This is a genomic window from Endozoicomonas sp. ALC013 (assembly GCF_049310205.1).
Taxonomy (GTDB): domain Bacteria; phylum Pseudomonadota; class Gammaproteobacteria; order Pseudomonadales; family Endozoicomonadaceae; genus Endozoicomonas.
In genome coordinates this window covers 1-16,877 of the sequence record NZ_JBLYNS010000056.1, presented here as the reverse complement: position 1 = coordinate 16,877, position 16,877 = coordinate 1, and the positions used below count along the sequence as shown (strand labels likewise).

Genomic DNA, 16,877 nt, shown 5'->3' with positions numbered 1-16,877 from the left:
TAAGCGGATCAAATTATCACGCAGCCGGAGCAACCCCCAAAACCTGCTCTTTAAAAGGCTTACTGGGTGGTGTCTCACCAATCCACACTCGCAGGAACAGATTAAACAACTCTTTATTGGCAGGAACGATACCTTTCTCATCACCGGCAATTTCAATCCGCAGCCCTTGACCCGGAAGGTACTCAAACACAGCCTGTTCACCTTTTTTCATTGAACCATCAACCAGTGTAAAGATTTTCTCAAGATCCTCTTTCACCGCTTCCTGCTCATCGGGTGGGCTGTTCAATTGGATGGATTCATAAAAGGCATTGGCTATCCGTCGGGCGCTCATTTTTGACACCAGCATAACAAATGCCATTCGTTGATGCGTGTCAGAGGCATAAATCTCTTCAGGGCTACTGGTCGGCTCTTCCAGATAAAGAGCACCGATATACCCTTTAACCATCAGATACCATGACCTGACTGCCGCACCCTGCAATTTAAGCTCTGGTTTATCACCCTCCGCCGCAATAGTGTCTGGCAGGTCGTACTTATTAATGACAAGCGCATTAACAGGCAATGACAGCAACATAAGCAAGGCAGTTAAAAGAGGAATACGATAAAAAGAGTCATAGTTTTGCATACTACACACCTTATTATTATTGTCAGGAAATACTATCCCACTTAATTGGCAGCTTCCAGCATACTGAGCTGCAACCACTTCGACATTTCATAGCCTGGCCGCCAGCGCAGCAGGTCAGGCAATCATACTATGCACAGGGTTTAAGCTGCCATGATCTTTACCTGTATTATCACTCCAGAGGCTGGTTGCCGTCATTAAATTGTCATCATTTCATCAGCCATAACTTTCATGAACAGTGGATAAAACCCTCTCCATTACCACTGGTCAGCAGCCCAATATTCCCGTTACCAATCCTGACTATCTAAACCATACTTAAGTGCACTGACTATTGAAATTACTGGATAAGCCTCAAAATAGACTATCCAGAACACAAGGTTGAAGCACTGAGTAATGGGTTAGCCCAGGCTTCCATAAAGCACGCTACACCATCTCTTTGCAACAGAATATCAACCAACTTTCCTGTTAAACCAGCTTTTGCAGACAGACTATGACAGATCAGGATCCAAACAACCCCGAAGTGCTCGATGGGGACGCAGACAGTCAAAAAACCAGTACCGGACTTGTACTTCCACACCAGTCGCTACCAGACAAACTCTATCTGATCCCCGTTTCGAACCGCCCTTTCTTTCCTGCACAGGTACAACCGTTAGTATTCAGCAATGAGGAGTGGGGAGAAACACTGCAGCGTGTTGGCCAGAGCCCTCATAAAGCGGTTGGTCTCAGCTTTGTTGGCCGATTGCCCGGCATAGACGTTGCGCCGGAAGATTTTCCCCAGGTAGGTTGCGTTGTCAAAATCCATAATATTGTGTCAGACAATGACCAGGTTCAGTTTATTGCCCTGGGAATGCAACGTTTCAGAATACGACAATGGTTACGTCGCCGACCTCCTTACCTGGTTCAGGTCGACTATATCGATACCCCTGAAGACGACAGTGATGAAGTAAAAGCCTATGCACTGGCACTGATCCAGGCGATCAAAGAGCTTATCCCGCTGAATCCTCTGTACAGCGAGGAGCTGAAAAATTATCTGAACCGCTTCAGTCCCAAAGACCCCTCCCCCCTGGCAGATTTTGCAGCGGCTATTACCACCGCTCCCGGACAGGAGCTGCAGGAAGTACTGGAAACCATCCCTGTTCAACGCAGGATGGAAAAGGTACTGGTGTTGATTCGCAAAGAGCAGGAGGTCGCCCGCCTTCAGAGTGAAATCAATGCGGAAGTTAACCGGAAAATCAGTAATCATCAGCGCGAGTTCTTCTTGAAGGAACAGCTTAAAGTCATTCAAAAAGAGCTGGGCATATCGAAAGATGACCGAACTGCTGAGATTGAACAGTTCGAGCAGAGACTGGCAAAGCTGATCGTCCCTGAAAGTGCCAGGAGCAAAATCGATGATGAGCTGAAAAAGCTGTCTATTCTGGAAACCGGCTCCCCGGAATACGCTGTTTGCAGAAATTATCTCGATTGGGCGACATCTGTCCCTTTTGGCCTGTACTCTGAAGATAACCTCGATCTTCATCACGCAAGAAACGTACTCAGTTCCGACCATGACGGTCTTGAGGATGTTAAAGAGCGCATTGTTGAGTTTCTGGCAGTGGGTGCTTACCGGAAAGAAGTATCCGGCTCCATTATGTTGCTGGTAGGCCCTCCGGGTGTGGGCAAAACCTCTATTGGCAAGTCCGTCGCCAAAGCTCTGGACCGAAAATTTTACCGTTTCAGTTTGGGCGGCATGAGAGATGAAGCTGAGATTAAAGGACATCGTCGTACTTATATTGGAGCGATGCCCGGAAAGCTGATTCAGGCACTGAAGGAAGTAGAAGTCTCCAATCCGGTCATCATGCTTGATGAGATTGATAAAATTGGTGCGTCCTTCCGTGGTGATCCCGCATCGGCACTGCTGGAGGTATTGGATCCTGAGCAGAACAGCGAGTTTCTTGACCACTATCTGGACATGAGAATTGATCTGTCAAAAGTCCTGTTCATTTGCACAGCCAATCAGTTGGATACTATCCCGGGACCACTGCTTGATCGAATGGATGTAATCAGGCTGTCCGGCTATATCACCGAAGAGAAGGTAGCGATTGCCAAGAATCACTTATGGCCCAAACAACTGAACAAAGCAGGACTGAAAAAGAGCCAGCTTAGAATCTCAGATACAACCTTCCGTAAAATTATTGATGGTTATGCCCGGGAAGCAGGGGTTCGTCACTTTGAGAAATTATTGCAAAAAATCATTCGCAAAGTTGTCGTCAAATTCCTGGAAAATGATGAACACAAGCTGACGGTTTCGGCTAAAAATCTGGAAGACTTTCTCGGAGCCCCCTACTTTCGTAAAGAAAAAACCATGGAAGGTCTTGGCATAGTTACCGGTCTTGCCTGGACCGCAATGGGGGGTGCCACACTCCCTGTTGAAGCCTGCCTGATACATCAGCAAAGAGCCGGTTTTAAACTGACTGGCAAGCTGGGTGAGGTGATGAAAGAGTCGGCTGAAATCTCCTACAGCTATACTACCAGTCACGCCAAAAAGCTGGGTATTCAGGAAGACTTTCTGAAAACTGCATTTATACACCTCCATGTTCCGGAAGGTGCCACCCCGAAAGATGGCCCCAGTGCCGGTGTCACCATGACAACCGCTTTAATCTCTCTGGCCAAAGGCATTAAACCCCTGAAAAATCTGGCGATGACCGGAGAGCTGACCCTGACAGGCAAAGTATTGGCTGTGGGCGGTATCAGAGAAAAGGTAATTGCTGCCCGACGGCAGGGAATTATGAACCTGGTTCTTCCGGAAGATAACCGCAGAGACTTTGATGAGCTACCGGATTACATCCGTGAAGGCATCTCTGTGCATTTTGCCAGCCAATACGAGGACGTCTATAGAATTGCATTTCCAGCGGTCAGCAAAAGCAAAGGAAAAAAGTAAGTAGAGCCAACCGTACTCTGCTGTAAATAAAAAACGCCACCCGATCAGGTGGCGCTTTCTTAATCACTCTTACAATAGCAGCGGGATCTAATCCCGTTTGGACACGCTAGTGAGCACTTTTATTGTGGGCCGTGCGGCAAAATTTTTCAAATGATATATAAGACGTAATAAGCATATTAAAGTTTTTTAAAATAGCAGAAAAACAATGAGGAAACAGATACCGGAACGACACAGGGTTGTAGCTCAAGAATTTGCAACCCTGCGAAAGCATAAAAAGGTTCAGAGAACTATATCACCACACATATCATAACCTGGTTGATTCCAGATAACTTTTCACCGTAGTGACAATCGCCTGAGTCTGGCTGTCTATTTCCAGGTTAACTCTATCGCCAACTTCCGCTGTACCAAATGACGTCATTCTTAAGGTTTCCGGAATAAGATGGATACAAAAGCGCCCTCCCTCAACCTTCTCACCAATAGTCAAACTACAGCCATTCAGAGACACATAGCCTTTAGGCAGAATATAGTCTTGCCATTCAGAAGCAAATTGAAAGAATACTGTCACATTGTTTTCTTCCTGCTTAATGTCACAAATCTCAACCGTATCGTGAATATGACCAGAGAGAAGATGCCCGCCAATTTCGTCACCAAAGCGTGCAGCTCTTTCAATATTGACTTTATCACCTTCTCCCAACGCCCCCAGGTTAGTAACCCTCAGGGTCTCTTTCATCACATCGAAAGTGGCACTTTCCCGGTCAAAAGCAGTAACTGTCAAACAGCATCCATTCACTGCAATACTGGCTCCGGTTTCCAAGCCTTCCAGCAATGTGGACGGCAACAGCACAGTAATACGATTCAGTTCGTTGAATTTTTCAATTCGACCAACCGGAAAAAATCCCTTCACAATACCTGTAAACATACACTACCTATCGTCGCCAAACACGTTGGCCTACATCAGAATGTTTTGAGACAGTGAACCAGTCTCTCAAGAGCAACCAGACTGTCTGGCGTATAATTTCGGTGGTTGTGGTTCGCCAGCACCTCGTCCGGTGATTCCAGCACCACACTGGCAACCTCTTCTTCCTGGAGGGTCAAAGGACCATCATAATAACAGCTGTAGACCCTGCCCCAGACCTGACAATCATCATTATGGAAAAAAAAGTGAAAATGCGAAGTGATGGGCACATTCTCGATACCAAGCTCCTCAGCCAACTCCCGTTCAGCCGCCTGATCGTAGCTTTCCCCTTCAGTAACCACGCCCCCTGTAGCGGGATCAAAGTAGCCCGGATAAATATCCTTATTCAGGGTCCTCTCCTGAACATACAGCTGCCCTGCTGAATTGAAGACAAAAATATAGGTTGCCCTGTGGCAGAGTGCTTCTTCTCGCATCTTTCCCCTGGGAACGGACCCGAGAACAAAATTATGGTCATCAACCACCACCACGCTTTCCACAGACGCTTCCACCTCTTGCTGGCCAGGCATCGAGATCTCCTCTTATCTGTCATTCATTTATTATTGTGGCAACATCTTATATCAAGCTATTGGTAATCGAAAACAGAAAATACCAGTCAACATTCAACAAAAAGGCAAAGGCGTTTGTGGCATCTCTGCCAATCTGTCAAAGCGGTATCATTTCGTCAAGACTGATCATTAGCGACCAAAACCGGTATAATTTGCTTAGGGCAATAGGAATTTTAATTTTCCCAATCAGTAAAAACGGTAATTTTCACTCGATTTCAACCCACAGGATCCGATAGTTAGTTAAATATAATTTTGTCCTGACCAGCATCCATTACTGCCATAACCACCTAAAAAATGCTGTCTGACACCGAACACCATCCTTTAAGGGGGCATAATGAGTAAACCTAATGTAGTCTCCGCCATTGTTAACCCGGTTGGCTCCATGCGAGTACTGTCCAGCCGGGAAGTCAATATTCTTCAGGATAATACCAAAGCTGGCCTGCATCGCCTGTTCCGCCAGTGCGCCCTGGCTGTGTTAAGTGATGAGATGGAAGGTGACAGCGCAGAAGAGCTGTTACAAACCTACTCCGAATTTGATATCCGCATTGTTCAGGAACACCGTGGACTGAAACTAGAACTGATCAATGCACCGGCGTCTGCATTTGTTGATAAAAAACTGATCCGGGGTGTCAGGGAAAACCTGTTTTCCGTACTCAGGGATATTCTCTATGTTTCGTCCCTGATCACCAGCGACAAGCGTTTCGATCACGGAAGTTCATCCGACATCACACACCTGGTGTTTGAGGTGCTCAGAAATGCCAACGCCTTTATCACCAAACAGACGCCCAATATCGTGGTCTGCTGGGGTGGACACTCCATTGGCCGTGATGAATATGAATACACGAAACTGGTCGGTTATCAACTGGGCCTCAGAAGAATGAATATCTGTACCGGCTGCGGCCCCGGTGCGATGAAAGGGCCGATGAAAGGTGCCTACATTGGCCATGCCAAGCAGCGGATCAGTCATGGTCGTTTTATTGGGCTGACCGAGCCTGGCATTATTGCTGCCGAGTCTCCTAACCCGATTGTCAATGAGCTGGTTATCCTGCCCGATATCGAAAAACGTCTGGAAGCCTTTGTCCGTCTGGGGCATGGCATCATTGTATTTCCGGGTGGACCGGGAACCTGTGAAGAGATTCTTTACCTGATCGGTATTCTCCTGCACCCGGACAATACAGACATTCCCCTGACCATGATCCTGACAGGGCCCGCCGGGTCAGAAGCTTACTTTGAACAGATTGACAACTTCATTGGCAATACACTGGGCAAAGAGGCGCAGGAAAAGTACCAGATCATCGTCAATGATCCAGCCAGGGTTGCCACAATCATGGCCCGTGGCCTGGAAAAAGTAACCCGCTTCCGTCGTCGACATGGGGATGCCTACTACTTTAACTGGCTGCTAAAGATTGACCAGGAGTTCCAGCAGCCTTTCGAGCCCACCCATGAAAACATGGCCAGCCAGGAACTGCACAGCAATCTCCCGGCCCACCAGCTGGCAGCCAACCTCCGTCGTGTTATGTCGGGCATTGTTGCCGGGAATATCAAGGAAGACGGTGTTAACCTGATCCGTGAGCATGGCCCTTATAAGCTCAGTGGTGAACCGGGCCTGATGCAACAGATGGACACCCTTCTGCAATCGTTTGTTGATCAGCACCGGATGAAACTGCCCGGAAGCCACTACCAACCCTGCTACGAAATCATTGAATCCTGACTTTTTGTCAATTCCACCTGAAGAGGCCGCTTCGGCTTCTTCAGATGCTGCCTGCGTAAATCACAAATACTGAAACAGCCATTCACAGAAAAAATAGTGGCTATTACGGTCTTTACTTAACTTGAAAAGCACCTTTCGCTATACTGCCCGCGCCACCAGTGCTACTGGTAAAGATTTCCTTGGAACGTCTGACGGACCCATAAGATCATAAAGGTTTGTCGAAGGATCGCCCAAGAGCCTGCCACAGATGATGAGGGTAGAACTCGTGTTAGAAGCCTACAGAAAACACGTCGAAGAGCGTGGCCAAGAAGGTGTCCCACCTAAGCCGCTGAATGCAGAACAGGTGTCAGGCCTGATTGAACTGCTGAAAAATCCACCAGCCGGTGAAGAACAATATATTCTGGACCTCCTTGAAAATCGTATTCCCCCCGGTGTTGACGAAGCTGCCTATGTAAAAGCCGGATTCCTCTCCGCCCTCGTCAAGGGCGAAGCTGAATCCCCACTGGTTGACAGCAAGAAAGCCGTTGAGCTGCTGGGCATGATGCTGGGTGGTTACAATATCGAAACCCTGATAGCCCTTCTGGACAGCACCGAGCTGGGTGAACTTGCCGCTGAGCAGCTGAAAAAAACCCTGCTGGTGTTCGACTCTTTCCACGATGTGGAAGAAAAAGCCAAAGATGGCAATGCCAATGCCCAGGCCGTTCTGAAATCCTGGGCTGAAGCAGAATGGTTCACCGGGCGTGATGCCGTGCCTGAAAGCATCAAGGTTGCGGTATTCAAGGTGACTGGTGAAACCAATACCGATGATCTGTCCCCTGCCCCTGATGCCTGGTCTCGCCCGGATATTCCTCTGCACGCTCGTGCTGCCTACAAAATGACCCGTGATGGTCTTGAGCCAGAAGAACACGGCGTTACCGGCCCGCTTGAGCAAATTGAAGCCATCAAGAGCAAAGGCCTGCCGGTTGCTTTCGTGGGTGACGTTGTCGGTACCGGCTCTTCCCGTAAGTCTGCCACCAACTCGGTGCTCTGGTTCTTTGGTGATGATATCCCCGGTGTGCCCAACAAGCGTGCTGGCGGTATCTGTATAGGCAGCAAGGTAGCCCCTATTTTCTTCAACACCATGGAAGATGCCGGTGCCCTGGTGTTTGAAGCCCCGGTGGATCAGTTAAACATGGGTGATGTTATCGAAATTCGCCCATACGATGGCAAGATCCTCTCTGAGTCCGGGGAAGTTCTGTCTGAGTTCACCTTCAAATCCGACGTTATTCTTGACGAAGTACAGGCCGGTGGCCGTATCAACCTGATCATTGGCCGTGGACTGACGGACAAAGCCCGTGAGGCACTGGATCTGGGCCATTCCGACATATTCCGCCGCCCGCAGCCCCCTAAAGAATCAACCCATGGTTTCACGCTGGCCCAGAAAATGGTCGGCAAAGCCTGCGGTGTGCCCGGCGTCCGCCCTGGCCAGTACTGTGAGCCCAAAATGACCACTGTCGGCTCCCAGGACACCACCGGACCAATGACCCGTGATGAATTGAAAGACCTGGCCTGTCTGGGCTTCTCTTCTGACCTGGTTATGCAGTCTTTCTGCCACACTGCCGCCTATCCAAAACCAGTAGACGTGGAAACTCACCACACCCTGCCGGACTTCATTATGAACCGGGGTGGTGTCGCCCTGCGCCCTGGTGACGGCATCATCCACAGCTGGCTGAACCGCATGTTGCTGCCAGATACCGTGGGTACCGGTGGTGACTCCCACACCCGTTTCCCGCTGGGCATCTCTTTCCCAGCAGGTTCAGGCCTTGTGGCATTTGCGGCGGCAACCGGTGTTATGCCATTGGATATGCCTGAGTCTGTTCTGGTTCGCTTCAAAGGTGAAATGCAACCGGGCATTACCCTGCGTGATCTGGTGCACGCCATTCCACTCTACGGCATCAAGCAAGGCCTTTTGACCGTCGAGAAGAAAGGTAAGAAGAATGCCTTCTCCGGCCGCGTACTGGAAATTGAAGGCCTGGAAAACCTCACCGTTGAACAGGCCTTTGAGCTCTCCGATGCTTCTGCTGAGCGCTCTGCTGCCGGCTGTACCATCACCCTGTCTGAAGAGTCCATCACTGAATATCTGAAGTCCAACATCACCATGCTGCGCTGGATGATCAGTGAAGGTTATGGCGATGCCCGCACTCTGGAACGTCGTGCCCGTAAGATGGAAGAGTGGCTGGCCAACCCAACCATGATGCGTGCGGATGCCGATGCGGAATACGCTGAGGTGATCGAAATCGATCTGGCAGACATCAAGGAGCCCATTCTCTGTGCGCCAAACGACCCGGACGATGCCCGTACACTGTCGGATGTTGCCGGTGACAAGGTCGATGAAGTGTTCCTGGGCTCCTGCATGACCAATATCGGCCACTTCCGTGCGGCCGGAAAACTGCTGGAACAGAACCATGATCCACTGAAGACCCGCTTCTGGATGTCGCCTCCCACCAAAATGGACAAGGCACAGCTGGAAGAAGAAGGCTATTACAACATCTACAACGACAACGGTGTACGGACCGAAATCCCCGGCTGTTCACTCTGCATGGGTAACCAGGCACGTGTAGAGCCAGGCGCAACCGTACTTTCTACCTCTACCCGTAACTTCCCCAACCGTCTGGGGGATGGCGCTAATGTATACCTCTGTTCTGCTGAGCTGGCATCTGTCGGTGCCATTCTTGGCAAAATACCAACCGTGGCAGAGTATATGGCATACGCCAGCAACCTGGATGCCATGGCGGGTGACGTCTATCGCTACCTCAACTTTGACCAGGTAGAGTCGTATCAAAAGGCTGCTGACGATATTATCGCCAAAGCCAGCTGATAAACTGCTGCGTTAATCGACACAAAAGCCCCTGTTTTCAGGGGCTTTTTATTTTTATCATAGTGATACCGACGAGTGATGGCCTGCAATATGGACACGGCAACACCAGAATCCCATTTCACACCAGAACTGATCGCGTGGATAAAAGACAACATCCCGCTACTGAATACTATGGAAGTCAGTTTTGATCAGTTCAAGGATGGAGAATTAGTAATCAGCTGCCCACTGGCACCCAATATCAACGATAAAGGAACCGCTTTTGGTGGCAGTATTGCCGCGCTGGCCACCATCTGTGGCTGGCTGTTTACCACCCTTCACGCCAGAACACATGTACAGGACTGCGCTGCCGTTATTGCCGATTCCCAACTGACTTACCATGCTCCCGGCAAAGGCCGCATATCAGCCCACTGCAGCGCCATGGTTCCCGACAGGTTTTTTGACCGTTTAAATAAGCGTCGCAATGCCAAACTGGAATTAACGGTTGAATTATATTCAACGGAAAAAGAAGAGCAGTCATCCATAAACATCGCAACCTACAAAGGCATTTATGTGGCGATGCCTGAGTAACTTACAGTTGCTTGATCATTTTGCTCAACTGATCAAGCAACGGTTTATCCAATTTCACCCGTCCCGAGTAGGCCGACTGAATATAGAGATCCACAATCGATAATAGTTGTGCACCCAACGCATCATTTTTAGCGTTTACTCGCAATGCGAAATCTTTAGGCCCTTCCCCTGCCTGGCGTTCAAAACCCCTGGCAACCAGCTTGCGTTCCAGTCGTAACCAGAGCTTTTGATAAGGATTGAGTGCAGGCCTTTGAAAGAGCGCAAAGACACCAAAAAGCAGAAGAAACAGCGCTAATAATGCACCGAGCACACCGACCTGCTGCCAGTAAAAAGACGAAGTACCAAACAACTCCTTCATAAAAGACTGCTGCTTTTCCTGCTGGTACTGCACCACAGACTTCTGCCAGCGGTACTCAAGTCGCTCCCAACCCTGTCGAACCGACTTGAAAAAGCCGGTTTGACCCAAACGATACGCCAGAGGAATCTGCCCCTGCAACAATCCACCCTGATCAATCATGTCATCAATGCCAAGCTCAATACGTTCCGGCGCTACCGCTGCGGTGGGGTCAAATCGAATCCACCCCTGCCCTTCAACCCAAATCTCCGCCCAGGCGTGGGCATCTCGCTGAAGTACTCTGACCACCTTTTCTTCGGGTAAGTACTCCCCTCCGAGATAACCGGTCACGATGCGTGCTGGTATCCCCACCGAGCGCATCATAAACACAAAGCTGCTGGCATAGTGCTCGCAAAACCCTCTGCGATGGACAAACAGGAATTGATCGACCTCATTCTGCTCCATCAACGGTGGCGACAGTGTGTAGTAAAAAGGCTCCTGATTGAAATAGTCCATTACCCGCCGTCCCATGGTAACCGGATCCCGACCAGACTCGGCAAACAACTGTTGCGCCAAAATACGACTTTGGGCGTTGCCACTATCAGGCAATGACTTATTAAGAGTCAGCAACCAGGAAGGCATAGTCATCGTCTGTGCAACCACGCTCTGTTGCGCAGGCTGATACAAGCGTCGTTCAAAAACAGGCTTATCTGCTTCCAGTCGTAAGGTTCTCAAAACTGTTGTTTCCGGAACCGCTACTGCAGCCATCCCGAGAACGGGAAGCCACTGTCGACCATTGGGCTCCAATAACACCTCATAGTTATACTGCCCTGGCTGAAACTGCCACCAGCCATCAATCACTGGCGACCTACTCTGCCAGTCTCGCTCAGCATCGATTTCTCCCGGAAACTGGTTCAATAAACGTATCAGGTCACTTTGCCACCACTGCTCACCATCGTATTGATCAAGAACCAGAGTTCTCCAATAACGTTCCCTGGCCGGTGGTACAGAACCAGTAAACTGAGCCCGAAAAGCCAACTCATAAGACTGACTGAGCCTTGCCACATCACCTGGCTTCATTGTGTCAGACAGCCCGGTTTTAGCCTCTCCTTCAGGCCAGGGCACTGCCCATAATGGACCAAGACGGGGAACAAAAATAAACAGAGCTAACGTTAAAGGCAGGGCTTGCAGCAGAATAAGGCCGGTAAAATGAAGACTGCCTTTTATGGAGAAACTGGCGGAAGCACTGGATGTTGGCGAATACATCGCATGAATCGCTGCGACTAACACACCCAGGCACAGTAACTGATATAGTGCCTGCATCAGGGACTGGGAATAAATCACCCCGGCCCCCACCACAAAAAAGCCGATATAGGCGATCACCAACGCATCTCTGCGGGTCTTCATCTCCAGCATTTTCAAGGCGTAACCCGTCACCAGGAAGGTCACAGCCAATTCCAGTGAAAATTGCCAACCCGAGGAAGTAATGATGATGACCAGGGAAAGGGCGACCAAAAGAAGTCTTAACAGATCTGATGGCCAGGAGCCTCTGCCAAACCAGATCAGTGCACGCCACATCAGGGTAAGCACCAGTAGAGGAAGCACCGCAATGGGCAGGACTTCAAGCACCGGCAATGCCACCATAACCTGTGCCACCAGAAGCCAGAGCGTGGCATAACGGGAAACAGCCGGGCTATCCATTTACTCCTCCAGCCATACCCTGATCCAGCTTATACAACGCCAGCATCTCCAGGCACTGCTTTAAATGTAACTCACCAGTTGATGGTGCCAGTTGCTGTCCCGCCAGTGCCAGACCATAGGCATATTGTTGCTTATCACACTGCAAACACCAGGCAGTCAGAACCGAAAGCTTTTGTTCAAGATCTCCTTCCGGCACCTGATCCAGGGAAAACCAGAGTTCACGGCCTGATGGCTGATCAAACTGCTTGGTCAGCAGCTCTCCTGTTCGGGCATAGCCTTTCCAGAAAACGTGGGCAGGGGTATCTGTCTGCTGATAAGTTCTGAATCCGGCAAACTCTTCAAAACCTGATGTCGTCAATGACCTCTCACCATCGTCTGTGGTTTCATTCTCCGGTAACGGGTATCGGTCATCCGGAGCAGGATAAACCAGCGAGTGAAAATCCAGACGAACCCAGCTCCATGCCCGACATAATCCCAAAGGGTAAATACTTTCTATACGCAGTCGCCCGGGCCGGAACCATCCCCGCAATCCAGCCTGAGCAAGCAGCCCCTGATCACGATCACTGTCAAAACTCACGACAACGGATTCGGTATCGGGCCAGCCAATAGCAATAGAATAACGCGGCCGCCGTTCACTGAGACATTCTATCGAAACCGGTATCCGCTCACCGGCAAATCCGGCTTCTGCCCTCTTGGCCACCAGGGTAATGCCGGCCAGATTACGCCACGTATGAATAATGGCTAATAAAAACAGGCTCAGCATAAAGAAGCAGAGACCATAAGCCAGTGAATTACGGTAATTAACCGCCACCAGAAAAATCACCAGCACCAGGGAAAGCCAGAAAAATCCCGAGCCTGTCGGTACAATATAAATACGACGCTGGTTAAGCTGAATTCGAGTTGCTCTGGGTGTGCGCTGATCAGCCCACTGCTGAAAACGCTGGTTCAGCCGACGCCGGGATGCAGTAACAAGTGAGTCTTTCATTGATGAACCACTCAAGCCATGGCATTAATACGGGCAAGGAGTTCACCGGGCGATATACCCTGTTTCTGCATGGTCAGCCGGTGCGTGGCAACCGGGACAAACACGGCCTGAATATCTTCCGGAATCAGGTAGTCCCTGCCGTCTATATAGGCCCAGGCCCTGGCTGCCTGTAACAATGCCAAACCCGCCCTTGGGGATAAACCAACGGCAAAATAACCCTCTTCACGGGTGGCCTTCAGTAATCGCAGCACATAATCCAGCAAGAGATCACTGGCGTGGACGTTATCGACTTCCTGCTGCATCAACAGAAACGCCTCTGGTGTCACTGACTGCCCCAGCTGGCTGACCAGAAATCGCCCGGCCTCACCCCGGAGAATGGCTTTTTCTGAGTCGGTATCCGGGTATCCCATGGGAATACACATCAAAAAGCGGTCCATCTGCGATTCTGGCAGTGGAAATGTTCCCTGTTGTGTCAACGGATTCTGGGTGGCAATCACCACAAACGGCTCAGGCAGCGATATGCCCTGCCCTTCTATGGTCACCTGTCGTTCTTCCATGGCTTCCAGAAGTGCACTCTGGGTTCGCGGTGAAGCGCGGTTAATTTCATCCGCCAGCAGCAGCTGGGAAAACACAGGACCCGGCTTGAACTGGAATTCAGATGATGCCCGATCAAAAATGGAAACGCCCAGAATATCGGCCGGCAACAGGTCACTGGTAAACTGGATTCGTTGATATTCCAACCCCAGCAATCGGGCGAGTGACAGTGCCAGTGCTGTTTTCCCCATACCAGGCAGATCTTCGATTAACAGATGGCCCCGGGCTAACATACAGCACAATGCCAACCGAAGTTCTCGGTCTTTACCCCGAATAACACCAGACAGCGCGTCCAGAGAGTTCTGCAGCGTTGAGTTCATAAGTCATGATTCCAGCTTTGTTCTTATTAAGAGCTCCATCCCTGGACAGCACTGGGCTTACAACAAGTGCCTGAGTCCCTTTTCCAGATCGGCTTTCAGATCATCAATATTCTCAAGACCAACGGCAATACGAACCAGACTTTCTGTAATGCCTGACTTTATTTTGTCTTCATCGGATAAACGACAATGTGTTGTTGTTGCCGGATGGGTGATGGTGGTCCGGGTATCCCCCAAATTGGCAGTACGGGACATAATCTGAACACTGTCAATCACTTTCCAGGCGGACTCCCGACCACCGCTCACTTCAAAGGCCAACACGCCACCAAAACCCTTCTGCTGTTTTTTCGCCAGCTCATGGCCCGGATGGGAGTTCAACCCGGAATAATGAACACGCTCCACAGCCGGATGCTGACTAAGCCAGAGCGCCAATTCCGAAGCGTTTCGACAGTGCGCGTCCATACGCACAGAGAGCGTCTCCAACCCTTTATAAAACACCCAGGCATTGAACGGACTCATGGTTGCCCCCGCAGACCGCTGCCATAAGTGGACTTCATCCACGAGCTGTTTCCTGCCAACCACCATGCCTCCAAGGCAACGTCCCTGACCATCAATGTATTTTGTGGCCGAATGCACCACCAGATCCGCACCAAAAGAGAGTGGACGTTGCAGGGCTGGAGTACAGAAGCAGTTATCCACCATAAGCAAGGCGTCGTTACTGTGGGCAATATCCGCCAGCCGTTCAAGATCAGCCACATCACTCAATGGATTAGAAGGGGTTTCCAGAAATAGAAGACGGGTTTGTGGTGTCATCGCCTCTTGCCACTGTTGATAGTCCACCAGATCAACAAATGTGGTTCGCACACCGAACTTGGCAAAATACCGGGCAAAGACAGTGAATGTTGTGCCAAATACATTGCGGGAACAAACGACATGATCACCACTTTTCAGCAGCGACATACAGGTGCCAAGAATAGCGGCCATGCCAGAAGCCGTGGCACAGGCGGTAATGTCGTCGTCAACCTCACTCCCTTCCAGCACCGCCATGCGCGCTTCCAGCATCTGGACTGAAGGGTTGGTATAACGGGAATAGACGTTACCCGGCTCATCCCCGGCAAAAACTGCCTGAGCATGGGCAGCACTGTCATAAACAAAACTTGAACTCAGATAAATGGCTTCACTGTGCTCACGCTGATCACTGCGAAACGAACCTGCCCGGATGGACTGAGTTGCAAATGCCAACGTCTCAGTCAAATCATGATCATTCATGGAACTTCCTGAATTACCGCGTATTTTTTTGTAATTTATACCTATGCCAGTCCGTTAACATACCAGAACACAGAACAAATCCACAGCCTGCTTTGAGCAAATTTCCGTTATCATTGTCAAACGTAAATACTCACCGCTGGAATCAACCGACAATATGGCACCAACACTGCTTCTGATTGATGCTCTGAACCTGATTCGTCGCATCCATGCGGCCATTCCATCAAGGGAGCCCCAGGCCGATGACAACCAACAGGTGGATGGGGCATTATCTGCAACAATGGCATCCGTGCAAAGAGCCATCAAAGAGTGCAGCCCAAGCCATATTCTGATGGTCTTTGATGGCGACCCTCCTACCTGGCGACATCAGCTTCTGCCAGGGTATAAAGCGCAGCGCAAGCCGATGCCGATAGCCTTACGACAGAGGCTGGTTGAATTCAATAATGCTTTCCGCGAGATGGGATTAATGACATTTCGTCGTAACGGCATAGAAGCTGACGACGTGATTGGTGCCATTACCCACAAGGCCATTGCCGTCAATGTCAAAACGGTGATTCTGTCAACGGATAAGACATACCGGCAGCTGTTGCATTCACCCCTGGTCATACAGCGGGATCATTTCCAGAAAGAGAATTTTGACAGTGCCTCTGTGTGCACAGAGTATGGAATCCCCCCTGAAAAGTTACTGGACTACTGGGGTATGGCGGGTGTTGGCGATGTTCCCGGTGTGGAAGGCGTAGGAAAGAAAGGCGCGACTGAGCTACTTAACCGGTTTGGCAGTTTGCATAAGATATTAGAGCCTGAAGTGGCACATGGGGAAAAGGTGAAAGGTGCACTGAAAAAGGTACTGGAGCAAAGAGAACAAGCCGAGCTATCGGTACGTTTGGCAACGCTACAGCATGATGTGGAGTTAGGGTTGAGCTTAAAAGACCTTCGATACCAGGAGACAACTCAGGGTTAGGCGACCACACCGGGACCCGACGCTGTCACGAAGCCCGGAAAAACGAAATTTGAGAGACGAAGGGTTACCGGCAGTAACCGGTCATAATATCGCTTCTACATGAACTTTTTACCGATCTACAAGTCTGCTGATCTATAGCATGTCGCATCTACCAAAGTTTAAAGTCAGGAGTGTTATTATGGATCGAGCAGGTTCATGCATTGAGCTTCGGAGTTACCGACAGGCTCCACAAAACAATTCTGAATCGGTTGTGAGGCAGGATGATCGAAGTTGTGGGACCAGGGCGTTTAAATGGATTGTCCGTCACCCTTTTCTGACAGCAGTTGCAACCGTAGGGTTGCTTGGGGCCGTGTCTGCTGGCATTTATGGCTTAACGCTGTTGGGTGCAGCAGCGCCTGTGGCAACGGCATTGTCTGCCCGAAATGTAACCGCCAAAGACCTGGCAACCAATACCTCGACCACCAAAACCCCGACAACCGAAGCCCCGACAACCGAAGCCTCGACCACCGAAGCCCCGACAACCGAAG

General features: G+C 50.1%; 13 protein-coding genes. 6 read left to right on the top strand and 7 right to left on the bottom strand.

The window, feature by feature from the left end; translation table 11 throughout:
* Positions 1–16 precede the first annotated feature (16 nt).
* Positions 17–622 (bottom strand): chalcone isomerase family protein, encoded by a 606-nt coding sequence (locus ACO6V1_RS12080; protein ID WP_422467003.1) that lies wholly within the window; start codon positions 620–622, stop codon positions 17–19.
* Between the two features lie 487 nt (positions 623–1,109).
* Here ACO6V1_RS12080 and lon point away from each other — a divergent pair, with 487 nt between their 5' ends.
* Positions 1,110–3,536, top strand: a complete 2,427-nt coding sequence (gene lon, locus ACO6V1_RS12075; protein WP_422467001.1) for an endopeptidase La — start codon at positions 1,110–1,112, stop codon at positions 3,534–3,536.
* Positions 3,537–3,840: 304 nt separating this feature from the next.
* On the opposite strand, the gene ACO6V1_RS12070 is transcribed toward lon, so the two are convergent.
* Together ACO6V1_RS12070 and yfcD are read right to left on the bottom strand one after the other, a co-directional pair.
* The gene (locus ACO6V1_RS12070; protein ID WP_422445116.1) at positions 3,841–4,455 is read right to left on the bottom strand and encodes a riboflavin synthase subunit alpha; all 615 of its coding nucleotides are present in this window, start codon (positions 4,453–4,455) and stop codon (positions 3,841–3,843) included.
* A gap of 35 nt (positions 4,456–4,490) precedes the next feature.
* Positions 4,491–5,018, bottom strand: coding sequence for an NUDIX hydrolase YfcD (gene yfcD, locus ACO6V1_RS12065; RefSeq protein WP_101748594.1), 528 nt, complete (start codon positions 5,016–5,018; stop codon positions 4,491–4,493).
* Positions 5,019–5,391: 373 nt separating this feature from the next.
* Here yfcD and ppnN point away from each other — a divergent pair, with 373 nt between their 5' ends.
* The 3 genes from ppnN (at position 5,392) to ACO6V1_RS12050 (ending at position 10,192) form a co-directional block, all read left to right on the top strand.
* A complete protein-coding gene (ppnN, locus tag ACO6V1_RS12060) occupies positions 5,392–6,768 on the top strand; it encodes a nucleotide 5'-monophosphate nucleosidase PpnN (RefSeq protein WP_422466999.1) in 1,377 nt (458 codons plus the stop codon).
* 265 nt (positions 6,769–7,033) lie between these two features.
* Positions 7,034–9,625 carry a bifunctional aconitate hydratase 2/2-methylisocitrate dehydratase gene (gene acnB / locus ACO6V1_RS12055; RefSeq protein ID WP_422467015.1) on the top strand — a complete coding sequence of 864 codons (2,592 nt, stop codon included), beginning with the start codon at positions 7,034–7,036 and terminating at the stop codon, positions 9,623–9,625.
* Between the two features lie 90 nt (positions 9,626–9,715).
* The gene (locus ACO6V1_RS12050; protein WP_422466997.1) at positions 9,716–10,192 is read left to right on the top strand and encodes a YiiD C-terminal domain-containing protein; all 477 of its coding nucleotides are present in this window, start codon (positions 9,716–9,718) and stop codon (positions 10,190–10,192) included.
* A 1-nt stretch (position 10,193) separates the two neighbouring features.
* Here ACO6V1_RS12050 and ACO6V1_RS12045 read toward each other — a convergent pair whose 3' ends face one another.
* Genes ACO6V1_RS12045 through ACO6V1_RS12030 form a run of 4 tightly spaced genes read right to left on the bottom strand, consistent with a single transcriptional unit; the run spans position 10,194 to position 15,392 of the window.
* Positions 10,194–12,227, bottom strand: a complete 2,034-nt coding sequence (locus ACO6V1_RS12045; protein ID WP_422466995.1) for a transglutaminase TgpA family protein — start codon at positions 12,225–12,227, stop codon at positions 10,194–10,196.
* Complete coding sequence (locus tag ACO6V1_RS12040) at positions 12,220–13,212, bottom strand: DUF58 domain-containing protein (protein WP_422466993.1); 993 nt, start codon at positions 13,210–13,212, stop codon at positions 12,220–12,222. Before ACO6V1_RS12040 ends, ACO6V1_RS12045 begins: the two co-directional genes overlap by 8 nt.
* An 11-nt stretch (positions 13,213–13,223) precedes the next feature.
* On the bottom strand, positions 13,224–14,126 hold the full coding sequence (locus ACO6V1_RS12035) for an AAA family ATPase (protein ID WP_422445126.1): 903 nt from the start codon (positions 14,124–14,126) through the stop codon (positions 13,224–13,226).
* 57 nt (positions 14,127–14,183) lie between these two features.
* A complete protein-coding gene (locus ACO6V1_RS12030) occupies positions 14,184–15,392 on the bottom strand; it encodes an O-succinylhomoserine sulfhydrylase (protein ID WP_422466991.1) in 1,209 nt (402 codons plus the stop codon).
* A 154-nt stretch (positions 15,393–15,546) separates the two neighbouring features.
* Here ACO6V1_RS12030 and ACO6V1_RS12025 point away from each other — a divergent pair, with 154 nt between their 5' ends.
* Together ACO6V1_RS12025 and ACO6V1_RS12020 are read left to right on the top strand one after the other, a co-directional pair.
* Positions 15,547–16,350 carry a 5'-3' exonuclease H3TH domain-containing protein gene (locus ACO6V1_RS12025; RefSeq protein ID WP_422466989.1) on the top strand — a complete coding sequence of 268 codons (804 nt, stop codon included), beginning with the start codon at positions 15,547–15,549 and terminating at the stop codon, positions 16,348–16,350.
* A gap of 178 nt (positions 16,351–16,528) precedes the next feature.
* On the top strand, positions 16,529–16,877 hold a 349-nt coding region (locus tag ACO6V1_RS12020), incomplete at its 3' end, for a hypothetical protein (RefSeq protein WP_422466987.1).